The organism is Neobacillus sp. plas4 (assembly GCF_057221695.1).
On the sequence record NZ_CM170152.1, the window covers coordinates 248,622 to 268,459 of the forward strand.

General features: G+C 38.7%; 18 protein-coding genes and 1 other annotated feature. Of the genes, 13 read left to right on the forward strand and 5 right to left on the reverse strand.

Translation table 11 applies throughout. The features are described 5' to 3' along the window. The first annotated feature begins 5 nt into the window (after nucleotides 1-5). Nucleotides 6-788, forward strand: a complete 783-nt coding sequence (locus AC2TFD_RS01300) for an ABC transporter permease (RefSeq protein WP_335569807.1) — start codon at nucleotides 6-8, stop codon at nucleotides 786-788. Nucleotides 789-1,115: 327 nt separating this feature from the next. Here AC2TFD_RS01300 and AC2TFD_RS01305 read toward each other — a convergent pair whose 3' ends face one another. Then, entirely contained in the window at nucleotides 1,116-1,370 is a 255-nt protein-coding gene (locus tag AC2TFD_RS01305) for an alpha/beta-type small acid-soluble spore protein (protein ID WP_132096988.1), read from the reverse strand. Between the two features lie 103 nt (nucleotides 1,371-1,473). Then, nucleotides 1,474-1,681, forward strand: a binding site (T-box leader). 47 nt (nucleotides 1,682-1,728) lie between these two features. On the opposite strand from AC2TFD_RS01305, the gene argS reads away from it, so the two are divergent. The 3 genes from argS to AC2TFD_RS01320 all read left to right on the forward strand — a co-directional run bounded on the left by argS (nucleotide 1,729) and on the right by AC2TFD_RS01320 (nucleotide 5,401). Beyond that, the gene (gene argS, locus AC2TFD_RS01310) at nucleotides 1,729-3,423 is read left to right on the forward strand and encodes an arginine--tRNA ligase (RefSeq protein WP_335569799.1); all 1,695 of its coding nucleotides are present in this window, start codon (nucleotides 1,729-1,731) and stop codon (nucleotides 3,421-3,423) included. A gap of 79 nt (nucleotides 3,424-3,502) precedes the next feature. Further along, a complete protein-coding gene (locus AC2TFD_RS01315) occupies nucleotides 3,503-3,967 on the forward strand; it encodes a DinB family protein (protein ID WP_335569800.1) in 465 nt (154 codons plus the stop codon). 252 nt (nucleotides 3,968-4,219) lie between these two features. Next, entirely contained in the window at nucleotides 4,220-5,401 is a 1,182-nt protein-coding gene (locus AC2TFD_RS01320) for a NupC/NupG family nucleoside CNT transporter (protein WP_335569801.1), read from the forward strand. 166 nt (nucleotides 5,402-5,567) lie between these two features. On the opposite strand, the gene uptA is transcribed toward AC2TFD_RS01320, so the two are convergent. The 3 genes from uptA to mgtE form a co-directional block, all read right to left on the reverse strand. Continuing rightward, nucleotides 5,568-6,161: an undecaprenyl phosphate transporter UptA gene (gene uptA / locus AC2TFD_RS01325; protein WP_335569802.1), complete on the reverse strand. Its 594-nt coding sequence runs from the start codon at nucleotides 6,159-6,161 to the stop codon at nucleotides 5,568-5,570. A gap of 92 nt (nucleotides 6,162-6,253) precedes the next feature. Further along, nucleotides 6,254-7,435, reverse strand: coding sequence for an FtsW/RodA/SpoVE family cell cycle protein (locus AC2TFD_RS01330; RefSeq protein WP_335510337.1), 1,182 nt, complete (start codon nucleotides 7,433-7,435; stop codon nucleotides 6,254-6,256). Between the two features lie 156 nt (nucleotides 7,436-7,591). Beyond that, nucleotides 7,592-8,950, reverse strand: a complete 1,359-nt coding sequence (gene mgtE, locus AC2TFD_RS01335) for a magnesium transporter (protein ID WP_335510335.1) — start codon at nucleotides 8,948-8,950, stop codon at nucleotides 7,592-7,594. Between the two features lie 287 nt (nucleotides 8,951-9,237). Here mgtE and AC2TFD_RS01340 point away from each other — a divergent pair, with 287 nt between their 5' ends. The 8 genes from AC2TFD_RS01340 to AC2TFD_RS01375 all read left to right on the forward strand — a co-directional run bounded on the left by AC2TFD_RS01340 (nucleotide 9,238) and on the right by AC2TFD_RS01375 (nucleotide 18,707). After that, nucleotides 9,238-10,014 carry a hypothetical protein gene (locus AC2TFD_RS01340; RefSeq protein WP_335510333.1) on the forward strand — a complete coding sequence of 259 codons (777 nt, stop codon included), beginning with the start codon at nucleotides 9,238-9,240 and terminating at the stop codon, nucleotides 10,012-10,014. Between the two features lie 189 nt (nucleotides 10,015-10,203). Further along, nucleotides 10,204-11,271 carry a D-alanine--D-alanine ligase gene (locus AC2TFD_RS01345; protein ID WP_484674801.1) on the forward strand — a complete coding sequence of 356 codons (1,068 nt, stop codon included), beginning with the start codon at nucleotides 10,204-10,206 and terminating at the stop codon, nucleotides 11,269-11,271. 57 nt (nucleotides 11,272-11,328) lie between these two features. Next, nucleotides 11,329-12,708 carry a UDP-N-acetylmuramoyl-tripeptide--D-alanyl-D-alanine ligase gene (locus AC2TFD_RS01350; RefSeq protein WP_335510329.1) on the forward strand — a complete coding sequence of 460 codons (1,380 nt, stop codon included), beginning with the start codon at nucleotides 11,329-11,331 and terminating at the stop codon, nucleotides 12,706-12,708. Between the two features lie 75 nt (nucleotides 12,709-12,783). Further along, a complete protein-coding gene (locus AC2TFD_RS01355; RefSeq protein WP_335569804.1) occupies nucleotides 12,784-13,473 on the forward strand; it encodes an alpha/beta hydrolase in 690 nt (229 codons plus the stop codon). A 224-nt stretch (nucleotides 13,474-13,697) separates the two neighbouring features. Then, a complete protein-coding gene (gene cshA / locus AC2TFD_RS01360; protein WP_335510325.1) occupies nucleotides 13,698-15,200 on the forward strand; it encodes a degradosome RNA helicase CshA in 1,503 nt (500 codons plus the stop codon). A gap of 381 nt (nucleotides 15,201-15,581) precedes the next feature. Then, nucleotides 15,582-16,544, forward strand: a complete 963-nt coding sequence (gene uvsE / locus AC2TFD_RS01365) for a UV DNA damage repair endonuclease UvsE (RefSeq protein ID WP_484674802.1) — start codon at nucleotides 15,582-15,584, stop codon at nucleotides 16,542-16,544. A 251-nt stretch (nucleotides 16,545-16,795) separates the two neighbouring features. Continuing rightward, a complete protein-coding gene (locus tag AC2TFD_RS01370) occupies nucleotides 16,796-17,275 on the forward strand; it encodes a PH domain-containing protein (RefSeq protein ID WP_484674803.1) in 480 nt (159 codons plus the stop codon). Then, nucleotides 17,268-18,707, forward strand: a complete 1,440-nt coding sequence (locus tag AC2TFD_RS01375) for a PH domain-containing protein (protein WP_484674804.1) — start codon at nucleotides 17,268-17,270, stop codon at nucleotides 18,705-18,707. The genes AC2TFD_RS01370 and AC2TFD_RS01375 overlap by 8 nt, the downstream gene beginning before the upstream one ends. A 16-nt stretch (nucleotides 18,708-18,723) precedes the next feature. Here the strand turns inward: AC2TFD_RS01375 and AC2TFD_RS01380 are convergent, their stop codons facing one another. Beyond that, nucleotides 18,724-19,317 (reverse strand): rhomboid family intramembrane serine protease, encoded by a 594-nt coding sequence (locus AC2TFD_RS01380; protein WP_484674805.1) that lies wholly within the window; start codon nucleotides 19,315-19,317, stop codon nucleotides 18,724-18,726. Between the two features lie 96 nt (nucleotides 19,318-19,413). Between AC2TFD_RS01380 and acpS the strand changes: the two genes are divergently transcribed. Next, entirely contained in the window at nucleotides 19,414-19,764 is a 351-nt protein-coding gene (gene acpS / locus AC2TFD_RS01385) for a holo-ACP synthase (protein ID WP_484674806.1), read from the forward strand. Nucleotides 19,765-19,838: the final 74 nt, after the last annotated feature.

The window sequence follows — 19,838 nt, forward strand, 5'->3', positions numbered from 1 at the left end:
TGAAGATGAGCCTTTATTTTAAGTACTTACTGATTTTATTTAAATCACAAATGCAATACCGGACATCATTCTGGCTGTTATCGATTGGACAGTTTTTCATCCCATTCTCTGTTTTTGCAGGACTCTACTTTTTGTTTGAACGGTTTGGGCAGATAAAAGGCTGGGAGTTTTTTGAGGTCGCACTTTGTTTTGCGATTATCCATATGGCTTTTTCTTTAAGCGAGTGTTTTGCACGGGGATTTGACACTTTTTCCAGTTTGATCATCAAGGGTGATTTCGATCGTGTACTCGTGCGCCCGCGAAGCACATTCTTGCAAGTGTTGGGGTCAAAGTTTGAATTTACCCGGATAGGCAGGCTGCTTCAAAGTGTCATCGTCCTGCTATGGGCTTTGGCAAATCTTCCTATTGAATGGAGCCTGCTTAAGGCATTTACCCTGCTTTTCATGGTTACGAGTGGTGTATTAATCTTTACGGGTATTTATATGCTGGCAGCTGCGATGTGTTTTTGGACGGTTCAGGGGCTGGAGGTTGCTAATATCTTTACAGATGGCGGCAGAGAAATGGCCCAATATCCGCTAAATATTTACCAAAAGTGGGTAGCTCGTTTTTTTACCTATGTTATCCCTTTTGGTACCGTCAATTACTTGCCGCTTATGTATATACTTGGAAAAACAAAGGGAGATGAGTTTATTTATATGTTTATTCCTCTTGCAGGCAGCCTTTTTATTCTTCCCTGTTTCCTTGTATGGCAATTTGGTGTAAGGCACTATCGTTCGACCGGTTCGTAAGATTGCAGCGGAAAACTCCGCTGCAATCTTTAGGCTGTCGAGTAAGTCTCGACAGCCTTTACTTTTGATTTTTGACAATGTTCTAAAGAGGGGCTAGTGCAAATTGGTGTATTGAGGACAAATCGTTGCTCCATGCACCTGTTTTTCGTCCTCTAGTCCCTGTATTAAGGACAAATCGTTGCTTGGTGCTCCTGAGATTTGTCTTCAAGCCCCTGTATTGAGGACAAATCGTTGCTTGGTGCTCATGCAATTCGTCCCCAAAGCACATAAAAATAATATAACGCCGAGAAAAATACCTTTTCTCTACAGTCTGAAGAACCTCCGCTGCTACCGTTTTTTTATCATATTTTCTTGTGCCATTTTGACAAGCTCTCGGACCATGCTGCCGCCTAGCCGGCCGCCGACCTTACCCGCTTGCTGTGAGGTGAGCTGACCGTTGTACCCTTTTTTTAACGGAACACCAACTTCTTCGGCAGCCTCAAATTTTGCGTTCTCTGGATTTTGTGCCTGAACGACCTTCGCCTTTAATGCATCAAGCCCATTTCTTGCCTCAGGTACGAGAATTTTATTTCTTCTGGCCATTGATAACCCTCCTTTACATTAGGTTACCCATATTAAAAAAATAATCAGGAATCGCTGGATAAATCCTTATTTATCCAGTATAATAAACTACAAATTAAGTCGGAAAAAGTCAATGAAAAAGAGAGTAATTTTCTGGAAAGTCTAAGCGAGTCAGGAGTGGTGTGAGCCTGATACGGAACAGGGAATGAAGCGCACTTTTGAGATGTCTGCCTGAAAGCAGTAGGGCAGACCGGAGAAGTTCTTCGTTAACAAGCCAAGCTGGTTCATTTGAACAAGTAGAGTGGTACCGCGAGTTAACTCTCGTCTCTTCATTATAGAGGCGGGAGTTTTTTTGTTTTTAAAAATAGGAGGTCTAGAAATGAAGTATAAACAGGAACTTGCAGAGACATTAATAGAAGCACTAGAGCATGAGATACAAGTAAAAGACATTGAAATGCTAATTGAAAAGCCAAAAAGTCAGCTGCATGGTGACTTAGCCTTTCCGTGTTTTACACTGGCAAAATTAAAAAGAAAATCACCAAATGTAATCGCCCAAGAATTAAGTGAAAAGATACAATCACCCCTGTTTGAAAAGATAGAAGTAGTGGGTGCCTACATTAATATATTTTTAAATAAAAAACTGGTTTCAGAAGCTATACTAGCTGAAATTACGAAGCAAAAGGAACAATACGGTGCGCTTGCCATAGGGAATAACCATAATGTAACCATTGACATGTCATCCCCCAATATCGCAAAGCCATTCTCGATGGGTCACTTGCGTTCCACGGTTATTGGGAACGCCCTGGCTTTTATTGCGGAAAAATGCGGATATAAGCCCATTAGAATTAACCATATTGGTGACTGGGGAACACAGTTTGGAAAATTAATTACGGCTTATAAGCTTTGGGGAGAGGCTGAGAAAGTAAAACAAAACCCAATTAAAGAGTTATTAACCCTCTATATTAAGTTTCATGAGGAAGCGGAAAGTGATCCTTCACTGGTCGAGCAGGGACGGAGCTGGTTTAAAAGTCTGGAAGATGGTGATGAGGAGGCGCTGTCACTTTGGCAGTGGTTTCGTGATGAATCTCTCAAAGAGTTCTCTAGAATCTATGAATTGATGAACGTCCAATTTGATTCCTTTGCAGGGGAAGCTTTCTATAATGATAAAATGGACCGGGTGGTTGAACTCTTAGAGGGAAAACAGCTGCTGATTGAATCCGATCAGGCGCAAGTGGTAGAACTGCTTGAAGAGGAATTACCTCCTTGTTTGATTAAAAAATCCGATGGCGCCACCCTTTATGCCACCCGTGATTTAGCAGCTGCCCTTTATCGTAAAGAAAACTATGAATTTGATTTGTCTTTATATGTCGTAGGAAACGAACAAAGTCTACATTTTAAGCAGTTAATCGCCGTTTTAGAAAAAATGGGTTATCCATGGGCAAAGAAAATGGTCCACATTCCTTTTGGCATGATGTTGAAAGACGGAAAGAAAATGTCAACACGAAAAGGAAAGGTTGTCTTATTAGAGGAAGTTTTAAATGAATCGATTGAGATGGCGAGAAACAATATCGAAGAGAAAAATCCTAACCTCTCTAACAAAGATGAGGTAGCGAAACAAGTGGGCGTAGGGGCAGTTATGTTCCATGACTTAAAGAACTTTAGGATGAATGATATTGAATTTTCACTAGAAGAAATGCTGCGTTTTGAAGGGGAAACCGGTCCTTATGTTCAATATACCTATGCACGTGGCTGCTCCATTTTACGAAAAGCAAGCGGGTATACAGAAGCGTCACTTCAAGCATCTTCGTTATCCTGGGAAAAAGAATGGAAGGTTGTTATGCTCCTGACAGAGTTCCCAAATGCGATTAAAAGGTCATTTGAACAGTTTGATCCATCCCAGATTGCCAAATATATCGTTGACCTCGCGCAAGCCTTTAACAAGTATTATGCTGAGGTAAAAATTCTCGAAGAAAATGCCGAGCAGCAGGCCCGTTTAGCACTCGTCTCTTCTGTAACGATTGTACTAAAAGAAGGCCTGCGATTATTGGGGATTGAAGCTCCAGAAGAAATGTAAAATCAAATTAGTTAAATATTGGTGGATATTGGTATAAAATGAAAGGGTATGATGGGCGTAAAAAGAGGAGGAATTAGGGATGAGCGAATTATTGTTTAAAAACATGGAGTTAACAAGAAGTTTCTTTATCAAGAATGTTGAGGCGTTGGAAGAAGGGCAGGTTGACGTTCAGCCAGAGGGATTTAATAATAACCTTCATTGGCATATTGGACATGTGTTAACAACAGCTGAAATCTTTATGTTTGGATTCCCTAAAAATACGAGTCATTTATCAGCCAACTATTTGGATTTATTCTCTAAAGGGACAAAACCAGCAGATTGGCAGGGGGATGTGCCATCCGTTGCAGTCTTAACAACTCAATTGAAGGACCAATTAAAAAGAATGAAGGAAATTTCGGTTGAAAGCATTAGCCAAAGGCTGGAAGAGCCGTTTTTAGGTCAGGAAACGTTTGGCGAACTTATTAATTTTGCTTTATTCCATGAGAACTTGCACCTTGGCCAGATACAAGCAATGAAACGTGTTATTGAAAGTGTTAAAAAATAGTTTTCTATATCAAATTGCTTTCCAAAGCCACCTATTGGTGGTTTTTTTATTTGTATAAGAGTAATTGAAAAGATCGGTGGAATAGTAAAAGAGTGAAAAACCTGAATTATATTACTTTGACACAATGGATTGACACTAAACATTGGTACTTTTATAATCTCCTTTGAAGATGGAGGATTATCGAAATTTGTCGAAATGATTGTGTTTTTCCATATACATAATTTATAGGCATCATGAACAGGAGAGATATTTTTGAAGTATGTACTGTTTCTGGCTGCAATTGTAATCATCTTTTTGCTAGCCTATATCGTGAGTAACAATAAGAAAAGGATTAAGGTTAAACCACTTGTAACAATGCTCGTTTTGCAGCTTCTTTTTGCTTTTTTACTGCTGAACACAGAAATTGGTTTCGTGATTATTACAGCTGTCTCTGGTTTGTTCGACCATCTATTAAGTTATGCAGCAGAGGGAATCAACTTTGTTTTTGGAGGTATGGCGAATGAAGGAGCCGGTCCATTTTTCCTCAATGTGCTTCTTCCTATCGTTTTTATTTCTGTATTAATTGGAATTGCACAGTATATTCGAGTTCTTCCAATTATCATTCGTTATCTAGGTGTTATTTTAAGTAAGGTAAATGGTTTGGGGAAATTAGAATCCTACAACGCGGTTGCTTCTGCTGTTTTCGGCCAGTCAGAGGTGTTTATTTCAGTGAAAAAGCAGCTTCCTTATATTCCTGAACACCGGCTTTATACGTTATGTACATCAGCCATGTCAACAGTATCTGCCTCCATATTGGGAGCATACATGACTATGATAGACCCAAAATATGTAATAACAGCGTTAGTATTAAACTTATTTGGCGGATTTATGGTTGCGAATATTATTAATCCCTATGATGTTTCAGAGGAAGAAGATATTATCAATGTCCAGGAGCAAGAAAAACAAACTTTTTTTGAAGTAATTGGGGAATATATTTTAGATGGATTTAAAGTCGCGATAATCGTCGGAGCAATGCTGATCGGTTTTGTTGCGCTCATTAGTATGATTAACCATGTATTTGAAGTCATTTTTGGAATCAGTTTCCAGATGGTTCTAGGATATGTTTTCTCACCGCTTGCCTTTATTATTGGCATACCTGCAACAGAGATGGTTGAGGCAGGTACGATTATGGCAACAAAATTATTGTCAAATGAATTTGTTGCGATGATGGATTTAGCGAATGTAGCAGATTCCCTTTCAAGTAGAACAGTTGGAATCATCTCGGTATTCCTGGTTTCCTTTGCGAACTTTTCTTCGATTGGGATTATCACGGGTGCAGTAAAAGGTCTTAATGAAGCAAAAGGAAATCAAGTAGCAAAGTTTGGTTTGAAATTACTTTATGGAGCAACATTAGTTAGCTTATTAACAGCTGCCATAACGAGTATTATGGTATAAGCTACCATAAAAAAGACTGTCTAGAGATTCCTCTAGACAGCCTTTTTTAATGGTACGCCTTTTTCCTTCAATTCATTCAGATAGGCTTCAGCCTTACTTGAGTCAAACTTCTTTTCCCATTTAGATATGAAGACAGCAGTCAGCGACTTCCCGATTGATGAATCAATCAGTGGTTGTCCTTTTTTGTTTTCTTTATTAAGTAATAGATAACGCCTAGAATCACAGCGCCGATGAGAATTGGCATGGTATATTGCGCTGCATATTCCTTTATATGTGACCAATTCTTGCCTAACGCATGTCCTAAATAAAGAAAGAGAATTGTCCATGGAATGACGGCTGCTACCGTATAAAGAGTAAATTTTGCTGCGGACATTTTTGCAATGCCGGCAGGAATGGATATTGCATGGCGGACAACAGGAATAAAGCGGGCAAAGAAAATGACTCCCACACCGTATTTTTTAAACCATTGTTCTGAGAGGTCAATTTGCTTCTTTTTAATAAAAACGTATTTGCCGTACTTTTCTAAAAATGGACGTCCGCCGTAATAACCAGCCCAATAAAGGAATAACTGGGCCAACGTACCGCCTATGGTACCAGCAATAACAGCGCCGGGATAACCGAGAATTCCTTCTGAAATCATATAACCGCCATACCCTAAGACGATTTCACTTGGGATAACCTCTATCATTAATCCTAGTGCGATTCCGAAGTAACCTAACTGGGATAAGAATTCCAATACGGAAAAAATAAATTCTTTCATAGTTCACCTCTATGTTTATTTGCTTTTATAAGTTTATAACAGTTTAGAAAAGAAAGAAATAAAAACAGCGGAAATCTCCGCTGCTCCATTTTTTAACTACTTAGAGACTTTTCTGATGTGAACATATAGTTGCGATGATGGAAGCGAATGCTGTAGACGATCCCCATGGCAAACATATTGCCCATCAGCGAACTGCCGCCATAGCTGATGAAAGGTAAGGGGATACCAGTAATTGGAAGTACTTGGATGGTCATTCCGACATTTTGGAACACATGGAACGTAATCATCGAGATGATTCCTGTGCATACGTATGTATTAAACGGGTCAATGGTATCAAAGGCAGTTTTAATTAAGTGATAGATTAATAGAAAGAACAAACCAATGACAATACTGCCGCCAACAAAACCATATTCTTCGCCAATCACGCTGAAAATAAAGTCCGTATGTCCTTCAGGTATATATACTTCACGGTTGCCAAAGCCTTTTCCCGTAATTAATCCAGAACCAATCGCACTTAAAGATTTCAACAAGTGATATCCTGAGCTGCTAGAATGGTTAAATGGGTCGAGCCAGGCATAAATTCGGTTGAATTTGTATTCCTGTACATGTAAATATTTCTCAAGGATATCAGGTCTTTGCAGGACTAAATAAATGATGAAAGCGCCAAGTGAAGCCCCCGTAGTGAAGATTGGAAAAATAATTTTCCAAGTAATTCCTGACACTAGAATGAAGCCAACTAAAATCGATAATAGTACGAGTGATGTACCTAAATCGTTTTGCTTCATAATAAAGAAAATAGGAACCGCTGTAGTAATCCCGAATTTAATCAATAACCAAAAATCTAGTTTTACCTTTTTCATAGGATGTTTTTCCTGGTGCTGAACAGCTACACGACTTAGAGCTAAAATTAAAAAGGTTTTTACAAACTCTGAAGGTTGTATGGAACCAAGCGGTGTAATAAACCAGCTTTTTGCCCCGTTTCTTATGGGGGCTATACTTTCTGGAGCTATAAGGATTCCTATAAGTAAAATAAGTCCAAACCCATATAAGTACCAAGTAAGCCGCTTATATTGATAGCTGTCAAAAAGAATGGTAATCGATATGATAGCAGCACCAACAACATACCAGAAAGTTTGTCTGACTAAGAAGTTTTCATTGTACTGCCCAGCTGTTTGTGCACTATAAATACCAACACAGCTAACCAGGAAAAAAAGAAACAGAATTAAAGTTAATGTCCAATCAAAGCGATCCACTTTTTTTGTGAAATTGTCCATAGGCCCACCCAATTTTTACATTTATATAGTGTTATGCTAACAAAGAAAGGATTTGGTAACAATATATTTAGGAAATATATTACAAGAACTAATTATTATGATGAATTTACTGAAGAATTTGTTTCAAACAAAGTAAAACACGGTCTAGGACCGTGCTTACAGAAGATAGTTTAGGAACATCGTTGCAATACCAAAGTACGTGAGTAAGGAAAAAATATCATTAATGGTTGTGATGAGCGGGCCAGAAGCCACAGCGGGATCAATATTTAAACGGAATAAAATCAGCGGGATAATCGTACCAGCCAGAGTACCGATAATCAGTGTGAAAAATAATGAAACGCCGACAACTGCGCCTAATATAAAGCTCCCCTGCCAAATGTAGGCAATGATGGAAATGAGGATCGCGCAAGTAATCCCAATGGTCACACCGACGCCTAATTCACGGGCAATTAAGCGAATAATGACTCCCTTATCAATATCATGGGAAATAAGCCCTCTGACAACCACTGCAAGTGACTGTGTTCCAGTATTTCCAGTCATGCCCGCAATCATTGGCATGAAAAAAGCAATAGCGACAACCTGCTCCAGGGTATGTTCAAAGCTGCTTATGATCCTTCCAGAGATGAGACCGATAAATAAAAGCAATATCAGCCATGGAAGCCTCCTAGCAGCAGCAACAAATGTCTTTGTATCAAAGTCAATTGATTTTCCAGAAGCTGAAAGTTTTTCTATATCTTCATTTGCTTCCTGAATGACGACATCAATAATATCGTCGACTGTTACAATTCCAACGAGTATATTATCCTCATCTACAACAGGTATAGCGAGGAAGTCGTATCGTTCTGTCATCTGAGCTACTACTTCTTGGTCGGTGGTAACTGAAACAGCTATAACGCGTTCGTACATAATGTCATTAATTTTTTCATTTGGATCTGCCAACAGCAGGTCACGATAAGAAACGACTCCAACCAGCTTTCTTTCTTCATCGATCACGTATAGGTAGTTAATGGATTCTGCAAATTCTGCAAATGTTTTCAATTTGTCGACGGCTTCTCTTACAGTGTAGTAATTTCGGATCCAGACAAATCGATTGGTCATCATTCTTCCTGCTGTTTCAGGGGGATAATTCATAATATCCGTAACTGCTTTAGACTCTTCGGTCTTCATCCCAGAGAGCAAGGATTCCTTTTTCTCAGGTGAGAGTTCATCTAGGAAGAGTGCTAAGTCATCATTGTCCATTAAGTCTAGAACTTTACTGGATTTCTCAATACCTAGTTTATTTAATACCTCAAGCTGTTCTTCTTTATCGAGTTCCTGCATTAAATCCGCTAGGACTTCAAAATTTAAAAATAAAAGAAAACGAAGTTTATGTTTTTCTGGTAAGTCCTCGTATATTTTTGCTGTATCATAAGGTTGCAATTCTTCAAGGATGTTCAGAAAGTCTACTTTTTTGTTTTCCTTTAATAATTTGATAATATGCAGAGAAATTTCGTCCTGCGTCATATCCTTAATCATCGTATACACGCTCCTCTCTATAACAAGTATGTAAAAAAGATGGTTTGTTGATAATCGAGGTGTTCATACTAGTAAGGATTTAAGACTAGTATGTGTTATCCATAAAATTATCAAGCGAACTGTTTCAAAAGTATCACAGACATTTATTCATTTGTAAAAGAATTGAAATAAGCTATTTGGACTATTAATGATAAAATGATAAAAGACTGGTTAATATTGGTGAAGCGTTTACTGTAACCTTAATATCCCATAATAGCATTATTTTCCTTGATCGGAGGAGTTTGACTTTGAAAAGGCATCATCAAGACATACGGGATCTCGTCTATGTCCACTTAAATCAAAATGATCAGTATGTCCTATCTTACGGTATCGAATTTGCAGAATTCGCTGCTGCTTTTTCAGGTTTATTGAATCATTTGCTCTTAGTAAAGCACCGCTATGATGATGGTGACTTTAACATGCATACTTTACTGGATTACTGTCCAGAAGACAGAATCAAAAAATTAGCCGCTGAAGATATATACAGCTACGGAGATTTTTGTTGGATTGACTTTGTTGAAGAAGAAGGGTTAAATGAACTGACTGGACAAGAAATTGCAGAAATCTTATATTTGGGACACCAAAAGCAGCATTTGAAGCTGCCCTTTTATAATAAGCTTGGGAATCGTTTTGCATATTTGGCTCATGATGATGGTTACTTTAATAAAGTATATTACCGAAGCTTTAAGGACTTTTTTCAACTGTTAAGCCATGCACTTTCAAGTAAGTTAGGTGAGTTAAAGCTTGAAAAGTCACTCCTTGGTCTTAGGAAAAAACGACTATATCCACCGATTAATAAGGAAATTCTCCTTTCTTTAACACCTTTTATTAAAGAGGGAATCTGCATTTCCTTACGAGATGTGGATCATACGCGTAACAGGCTGGAAATTCCAATCTGGGTGATAGGGGATTTTGCCTCAATGGATGATATGTACGAGGAATATCAACAAATATCAGGAGAAACCTGCCATGCTAAAATCATCTATGATAAAAAAACAAAAGAATGGAAGCTTACTGTTATCTAATCTCTCCATTTTATTGGGGAGATTTTCTTTGTTTATAACGAATAGAGTTTTTAACCAAGCTGTATGTTACATAAAATAACAATTAGGGAAAAGAAAAATATTTCACAGAAAAACAAGACCAACACTATCTTATTTTTATATGATAAAGTGTTAAAATAAAATCGTGAAAAGCGAATTTGGAGGTTAACGATGAAAACGAAAATTGGGTTACTATACGGAGGTAAATCCGCTGAACATAAAGTATCTTTACAAACTGCTCTAGCAGTAATAAAGGCGCTCGATCTTGAAAAATATGAAATACATCCGATTTACATAAATGTTGAAGGCCAGTGGATAAAGGGACCGCAGCTTCATGCACCTGTAGACAACGTCAAAGCATTAGAATTCACAAGTGAAAATCAAGCAGCAAGCTCATTAGCACCAGCACTTTTCCAGCAGGACCAAGATCCGTTGGATGTGATTTTCCCATTGCTTCATGGGCCTAATGGAGAGGATGGTACGGTTCAGGGCTTGTTGGAATTGTTAAATCTTCCTTATGTTGGAAATGGGGTTTTAGCTTCTGCGGCTGGTATGGATAAAGTAATGATGAAGAATGTGTTCGCCCAAGCAGGCCTACCGCAAGTAAATTATTTAGCCTTTATCAGAACCGAATGGGAAAAGGCGAAAGATACCGTCTATGCAGATATAGAAGAGAAGCTTGGTTACCCTTGCTTTGTGAAACCAGCTAACCTGGGCTCTAGTGTAGGGATTAGTAAATGTACAAACCGCTCCGAGCTAGAAACTGCATTCGTAGAGGCATTTCAATTTGATCGAAAGGTAATCATTGAAGAGGGTGTCACAGCGCGCGAAGTCGAGGTGGCGATTCTCGGGAATGACGAACCAAAGTGCTCGGTTGCAGGTGAAATTGTTCCAAAGAAGGATTTTTATGATTATAAGGCCAAATATGAAGATGGTGATACGGCCTTAATTATCCCTGCAGATGTTACGACAGAGGAGTACCAGCAAATTAAAGAGATGGCTATACAAGCCTTTAAAGCGTTGGATTGCTCAGGACTTGTTCGTGCAGACTTCTTTTTAACAAAGGACGGTAAGGCTTTAATTAATGAAGTCAATACAATGCCTGGCTTTACACCATTTAGCATGTTTCCATTACTATGGAAGCATACTGGCATAGAGTACCCACAACTCATTGAAACCCTGGTTAATTTAGCAAAAGAAAGACATGCTGAAAAACAAAACATAAAATATACCTTCTAAAAGCGTGACACGGCAGAGTGCCGTGTCTTTATTAAAATTCCTACCTGGAGGATTAAAATGATAAAAAAAACCTTAAGACAGATTACAGAGATGATACCTGTCAAAAATGATATTACCTCCTTTCTTGACCGTGAAATTTCGGGTGTTTCCATCGACTCTAGGAAAATTGAAACGGGAAACCTATTTATACCATTTAAAGGCGAAAACTCCGATGGTCATAAATTTGTAGAGGAATCACTGAGAAAAGGCGCAGCTGCTGCTCTTTGGCAAAGTGATGTTCCGAATCCGCCCACCCATTTACCCATCCTAATTGTTGATAACTGTCTGGAAGCTTTGCAGGATTTGGCTAGAGAATATCGGAAACAGTTACCAGTCAAAGTGGTTGGGATTACCGGAAGTAATGGAAAAACCACGACAAAGGATATGACGGCTTCCCTGTTATCCACGATCTATAAAGTTCAGAAAACAGAAGGAAATTATAATAATCATATTGGACTGCCTTTAACAGTCTTAGGTTTGGATGAGGATACAGATATAGCTGTTTTAGAAATGGGAATGAGCGGAAGGGGAGAAATTGAATTCCTCACAAAACTTGCGTCACCTGACGCGGTTGTTATTACCAATATAGGGGAATCTCATCTACTTGACCTTGGCTCAAGAGAAGGAATTGCTGAAGCAAAGCTTGAAATATTACAAGGTCTAAAAGACGGCGGTTTGGCGGTTTTGCATGGTGATGAACCGCTGCTAATGGAGCGTATCAATCAATACAAAGGGAATGTAAATGTGCAAACTTTTGGAAGAAGCGATACCAATGACTTTTTTCCTTCAGAAATAAAACAATTAGACCAAGGGAATAGATTTACGATCAACCGATCCACTGAAAACTTCGAACTTCCTGTACTGGGAACGCATAATATATTAAATGCATTGGCCGCGATGATCATTGCTCATTATTTTGAAGTGCCATTTAAAAAGATAAATGAGGGATTAACGAACGTTAAACTTACCAATATGAGGATGGAGCTAGTTGAAGGGGTACATGGTGAAAAAATCATCAACGACGCGTACAATGCGAGCCCTACCTCAATGATGGCTGCCATTGAACTTGTATCGAATCTTAAGGGGTACGAAAAAGTCATCCTCGTTCTCGGTGATATGCTTGAATTGGGCCCTCAGGAAGAACAATATCACCGGCAAATTGGTGAAGGGTTAAATCCTGAGAAAATTGATTTGATATTTACGTTTGGTAAATTGGCGGAGCACATCGCTGAAGGTGCTCGGTCCACTCTAGGAAAACACAGAGTCTTTTCATACATGGATAAGAACGAGCTGATTAAAGAACTAGAACAGCATGTTAATAACCAGACATTGGTTTTAGTAAAGGCTTCTAGGGGAATGAAACTAGAAGAAATCGTAACAGCATTACAAAAGAGATAGAATGACAAAAATATGGTATGTCAAATGTTCTTATAGGAACACTAAAGGAAAATATTCAAAGCAGGTGAAGTAAACATGATTGGTTGTTTATGTATTCATGGCTTTACTGGGGCACCATATGAAGTAGAGCCGCTTGCTGAGTATTTAACAAAGCAAACGGATTGGGTATTTAGTGTCCCAACTCTTCCCGGCCATGGCGAAAATCTTTCCCTAAAAGGCATCCACTATCAACAGTGGATTGAACATGCAGAGGCAGAATTAAAGAAATTGATTGATACCTGTGATCAGGTTTATGTGATAGGGTTTTCGATGGGCGGTATGATTGCAAGTCTATTGGCTGCAAAGTACCCGGTGGACAAGCTTGTACTACTAAGTGCTGCCGCTTATTACGTTAATCCTAAACAAATGGCCAATGAAATTAAATCAATGATTTTGGACTCGTTAAAAGGAAATTTGAAAAGTAATGAATTTTTTCAGCGTTATAAAAGAAAAATAAAAGCAACTCCCATAGAAGCGACTTTTCAATTTCGAAGACTAGTCTCTTATATCAAACCACTTCTCCCACAAGTAGAAGTGCCAACACTGATTGCACAAGGCGAATGTGATGGAATCGTGCCTCCTAAAAGTGCAGAATACTTATATCGCACCATTAGTGCAAAAACAAAAAGGCTTACGTATATTAAGGATTCAAGCCATCATATTTGTCATTGTGAGGAAAAAGACGCCCTATTTTCCCAAGTATATGACTTTTTGATGGAGCAATAATGCTTGTATGGGATTTGACATTAAATCGCATTAATTGCAATATAGTTGCAAAAGTGTTATGCTTATCAGCAACGTGTCTAAAGAACGAGTAAAATAGGGCATACTCCTTTGGAGGGATGTCTTTTTTTTGATAAAATTAAGATATCACCTAGTTACGGCATTTCGGAACATCCGTATTCTGCACATAGATAAAATTTTGATAGAAATGAAGGAGAATGAAAACATTGACAAAGTTTGAAGATTTAGGCCTAAGTCAGGCAACTTTACAATCAGTCCTTAAAATGGGCTTTGAGGAAGCAACACCAATTCAGTCAGAAACCATCCCAATGGGGCTAGCAAATAAGGATTTGATCGGGCAAGCTCAAACAGGAACAGGTAAAACAGCTGCATTTGGTATTCCTCTCGTTGAAAAGGTTGATGTAACGAAGGATGCGATTCAAGGGATTATCATCGCACCAACACGTGAGCTAGCGATTCAAGTATCGGAAGAGCTCTATAAAATTGGATCAGGAAAAAGAGTCCGCGTATTATCAATCTACGGTGGACAGGATATTAGCCGTCAAATTCGCTCATTAAAGAAATTCCCACATATTATTGTTGGTACTCCAGGGCGGGTTTTAGATCATATTAATAGAAAAACTATGCGTTTAGATACTGTTAATACAGTTATCCTTGATGAAGCAGATGAAATGTTAAATATGGGATTCATTGAAGATATTGAATCTATTCTTGCAGCAACACCAGCAGAGCGCCAAACCTTACTTTTCTCAGCGACAATGCCTGCGCCAATTCAAAGAATGGCTGAAAAGTTCATGCATGACCCACAAATTGTTCGTGTGAAAACAAAAGAAATGACAGTTCCAGCGATTGAACAATTTTACCTTGAAGTCATGGAAAAAAATAAGTTTGATGTCTTAACACGTCTTCTCGATATTCAATCACCAGAATTAGCGATTATTTTTGGCAGGACAAAACGCCGCGTTGATGAATTATCTGAAGCATTAACGTTAAGAGGTTATACAGCAGAAGGAATTCACGGAGATTTAACACAGGCGAAACGTATGCAAGTCCTTCGTAAATTTAAAGAAGGAACCATTGATGTACTTGTAGCAACAGACGTGGCAGCAAGAGGACTCGATATTTCTGGTGTAACACATGTTTATAACTTTGATATCCCTCAGGATCCTGAAAGTTATGTTCACCGTATTGGACGTACAGGACGTGCAGGTAAATCTGGTATGGCACTTACATTCATAACACCACGTGAAAAGTCTTACCTTACTGTCCTAGAAAGAACCACGAAACGTAAGATGGAAAGAATGACTGCTCCAACCCTAGATGAAGCGTTGGAAGGTCAACAACGTGCTGTAGTAGATAAAATTGTGCAAACGATTGAAGGAAACAACCTTCAGTATTATAAGAGAGCTGCCAACGAATTACTTGAAGAAAATGACGCTTCCACTGTCATTGCAGCTGTTTTGAAAATGCTAACAAAGGAACCAGATACAACTCCGGTGAAGTTAACAGAAGAATCACCACTTCATTCTAAGAGGGACAGAAAGCCTCAAGACCGTGACCGTAGAAGAAGAGACGACAATAGAGGAAGTTATAGTTCTTCACGCGGAGGCGGTAGTGGAGATCGCGATCGTAAAAAGTCGCCTTCTAAGCCAAGAACAGGTGAAAAGCGCACTTCTGGCAAATCAAAGCCAAGAAGCTTTAATCGTTAATAAAATGGAAGAGAGCATGGACATAAGTCTGTGCTCTCTTCAGTTTGTCGGGAATGCTAAGGACAAATCATACGAATCGCCAGAACTGAAGTAATTTTGTTATCTTGTGTCTGAAGGGGCTTTGACTTCGGACAGAACTGAAGTAATTTTGTTATCTTGTGTCTGAAGGGGCCTCGACATCGGACAGGACTGAAGTAATTTTGCCATCCTCTGTCCGAAGATGCCTCGACTTCGGACAAAACTGATATAATTTTGCCTCATACTGTTCCAAACTGCCCTTTTTTCTATTTTCAAACACTATGCCCGACTGATGTTTTTCTGTGCTCTCTTTTTCGTTTAAATGGGAACATTAGATGTAACAGCTTGTTAGGAGTGATGAGAATGATTGTTAAACTTGGTTATGTAGCAATGAGCATGGAGCTTCAGAACGCATCACCATCCCAAACGATGACATTTGCACAATTTAGCAGGATTAAAGACAGGGAAGCTGGTATTCGTAAGCTTGAGCGAATCGCCATTTCTAATATAGAGAATTGCCTGAGATTATTAAAACACAATGCTGGCAACCAGATTCATTTCTTTCGCTTAAGCTCGCGTTTAATCCCGCTGGCAAACCATGAGGAGTTGGCTGACTGGGATTACATTCAGCCGTTGAAAGAATCGTTAAAGAAGGTGGGTGAGTATCTAAACGCACACCCCATGCGAATTGATTTTCACCCTGACCATTTTGTTGTTCTTAATACTCCCAATAAGGAGATCCTATCCAATGCCTTAAAGACACTTGTCATGCACAGAAAACTGCTTTTGGGCATGGGAATCGATACGGAGCATCGCTGTGTCCTCCATGCTGGGGGCGGTTATGAGGATAAGGAAAAGGCACTTGAACAATTTATACATAATTGGGGGTATATCCAGCCAGCTATTCAAAAAATGATTATGCTTGAAAACGATGATACCACTTTCACTGTAAAAGAAACCTTATATCTATGTGAGAAGCTTGGGGTACCAATGGTATTTGATTATCACCACCACTTGGCAAACCACGAAGAAGAGAATTGGCAAGAGGATTGGGAACGGATTATCAATACGTGGAAGCATTCACCGCTTGTGGTGAAAATGCATATTTCCAGCCCTCGTTCTGAAAATGAATACCGAGCACATGCAGATTATGTTGACCCGGATATGTTTTTGAACTTTCTTACCGGAATAAAAGGTACGATACCAGAGATTCACTGTATGATTGAGGCAAAACAAAAGGATGCTGCCCTGTTTAAATTAATGGAGGATTTACAGGGACGAACTGGGATTAAGATCTTGGACGGATCGAGTTTTGAGGTTATTTAAAAAGGCTCTTTTCTTATACCTTGATACTTTTTGGTACAAATTTAATAATTGTTCTAAGCTTCGTAGAAAACAGTTAAACCTAATAAGAAAAGAGCCTGCAAACTAAATTCAAAGGCGCAAAATAACTAATTCCATGTTAAAATCGGCTTTAAGATTTTAACGATAATTTTCACGAGAACAGACTTTAACAAACGATATTTCCTTCCGTGGTATACTAGTAGCAAAGTCTGTATTTGAAACGGGAGGAATGTATGATACGAGAGCCGCAAAAAAGAATTTCTAAAGAGGCATTAACCGTATGGAGAATCTCAGCATTGATCATTGTTGTGATCAGTTGGGCTGTAGCAGCTTCAGTTATTTTCTTTTTACATAAATTTAATGTACCTAATTGGATTAGCATGATACTAATAGCAATAGAACTTATTTTTACTTATATAAGTATTTTTCTTTTCCCATCCTTAAGGTGGCGTCGCTGGCGTTATGATGTCAGAGAAGAAGAAATTGAGCTGCAGGAAGGGATCTTTATTGTAAAACGCACGTTAATTCCGATGGTTCGCGTTCAGCATGTCGATACCGTTCAAGGTCCGATTTTGCGCCAATACCACCTAGCCTCTGTCATTGTGAATACGGCTGCAACAGCACATAAAATTCCCGCAATAGAGGAGAACGAAGCAGAAGAATTAAGGCACTACATATCAACTCTTGCAAGGGTGGCAGATGAAGATGTTTGAGCCGAAAAGACTTCATCCCATCGTCATTGTTCTGAATATAGGTAAAAGAATAAAGGATCTTATTTTCACCTTTATCGCTTTGTTTTTTATCTGGAGTAAAGGTGAGCTGCTACTGGCAGCAGCCGTGACCATTGTGGTAATTTCGATTATCGTGATGAGTATCTTATCATGGTTAAGGTATACCTATCGATTAGAACAGAATGAACTTCGGATTGAATATGGCGTTTTTGTCCGGAAGAAGAGATATATTCCTCTTGAGCGTATTCAAAGCTTGGATATCACAGAAGGAGTCCTTCATCGGTTATTTGGGATGGTGAAGGTCCAAATTGAAACAGCTGGAGGCAGCGGAACAGAAGAAGCAGAAGCGGTTCTCTCTGCGATATCAAAAGAAGAGGCAGATTTTATACAAGAATACGTTGCCAGAGCTAAGAATTCATCTTTTCAAGAAACAGCTGGGGAACAAGAAGCTTCTAATCTTTACAGTATCTATAAAATTACCCCCAAGCAGCTTATCCTGCTTTCGCTTACTTCAGGGGGAGTGGGAGTAGTTATTTCGGCTGTCTTTGCCACTTTATCACAATTAGATGATTTTTTATCTTTTGGAAGATTGTTTCGAGGGGTCGAACAATTTATCGTAAGTAATTTAATTTTCATCGCTGTTATCGTTTTCTTTGGATTTGTCCTGGCATGGATGATCGCTCTTATTGGAACGATGTTAAAATATGCAAATTTTCATGTGATGAAAACGGAACATGATTTAGTTATTTCGCAAGGGCTATTAGAGAGAAGACAAATTACCATTCCACTAAAACGGATTCAAGCCATCACAATTAACGAAAATATTGTAAGGCAATGGCTAGGATACGGTGCCGTATTTGTTGAAAGTGCAGGGGGCTCAGCCAAGAACCAAGAGGGTTCAAAGGTCCTGCTTCTCCCGCTGGTTAAGATTGAAAATATTGAATCCATTTTGAAGCCCTATCTGACAGAATATCAATGGAATACTAGTTTTACTCGTGTTCCTAAAAGAGCGATGAATCGTTATATGTTTCGGAGCTGGTTTATTCTAGTTCCAATTAGTGTGATTTCCCTTGTGTTTTTTAAGTTTTGGGGACTTCTATCGTTCATTGTTCTTGGATTGTTTGCCTTTTGGGGACTCTTGAAATTTAAAGATGCTGGCTGGAGTGTTGACCAACAGCAATTGACACTTCGTTATCGGAATATTGTTAGGACAACCGTGTTGATAAAAAAGAATAAAGTGCAAACCATGGAAATAAAGGAAAGTTATTTTCAAAGAAGAAAAGGGCTGGGCTCCCTTGAGGCATTTGTGAAGGTGGGCTTTGGCGGTTCCGGGGGCCGCGTTATCGACATGGACCAGAATGATGTGAAAAAGGTCTACTCTTGGTTTTCGAGGGAAATCAAAAACGGGGTTTGAACCGATGAACTCGGACTCAATCCCTTTTTTTATTATAGGATATCGCTCCTAGTAAAAATCCGCCTAGCAAGCCAAATATGTGGGCTGTAATATTAATATTGGGTTGTATGAAGGTCATGACTAAGCTAAGTGCACAAATGATCAGGATGATTTGTGAATTTTGCTGAGAGAGCATATTCTTACGAAAGAGAACAATGCTTATATAATAACCAAATAACCCAAAGATTGCACCGCTCGAGCCAACATGTACATAAGTTAAAGGTTCAAGCAGCAGGGTAGCTAAATTGGCAAGGATACCAGAAACAAGATAGATAAGTATAAACTTGCCTTTCCCCAGCATACTTTCAAGTGCTGGACCAAAAAGAACAAGAGAAAAGCTGTTAAATAATACATGGGTAAACCCGCCATGCATAAAGATAGGAGTAACAAGCCTCCAATACTCTCCCTCCATAATATAAAGGTTTACGCCTGATAGTGTAGATTTAAACCAAAAGTTAGGGAAAATAGGTAATGCGGTAAAAAGATATAAAAGCAAATGGATGGCAATAATAGTAGAGACCACCGGATAAAAGCGTATAAATTCGCGAAAACTTTCTGTTCTCGTAAACATAAAAACCTCCTGAATATTACTACTTATAATGATAGACTGAATTTATTCTTTGTACACTAATATGCACATTTTATTTTATATAGAAGGGGATATAGCATGATTAAAGGGATTGGGATTGATATTATTGAACTTTCCAGAATCGAAGAAATTGTTACGAGGCAAAAAAAGTTAATTGATCGAATCCTCACAGAAAATGAAAAACAAACGTTTGAACAGCTTCCGGAACGGAGAAAAATTGAATTTTTAGCCGGGAGGTTTGCTGCTAAAGAAGCTTATTCAAAGGCAATGGGCACCGGAATAGGTAAGGAACTATCGTTTTTAGATATTGAAATCAAAACAGATTCATTGGGTAAGCCTTATATAGTAAAACCTGAAACGAGTGGCTTTCTTTCTATTTCACACAGCAGAGATTATGCTGTTGCACAGGTAGTTATTGAAGAGGTTTAAGAAAAAATGCATAATCAACAGACACCTTTAATCATATTCCAAAAGGTTGTCTCATATATTCATAGGGAAATGGG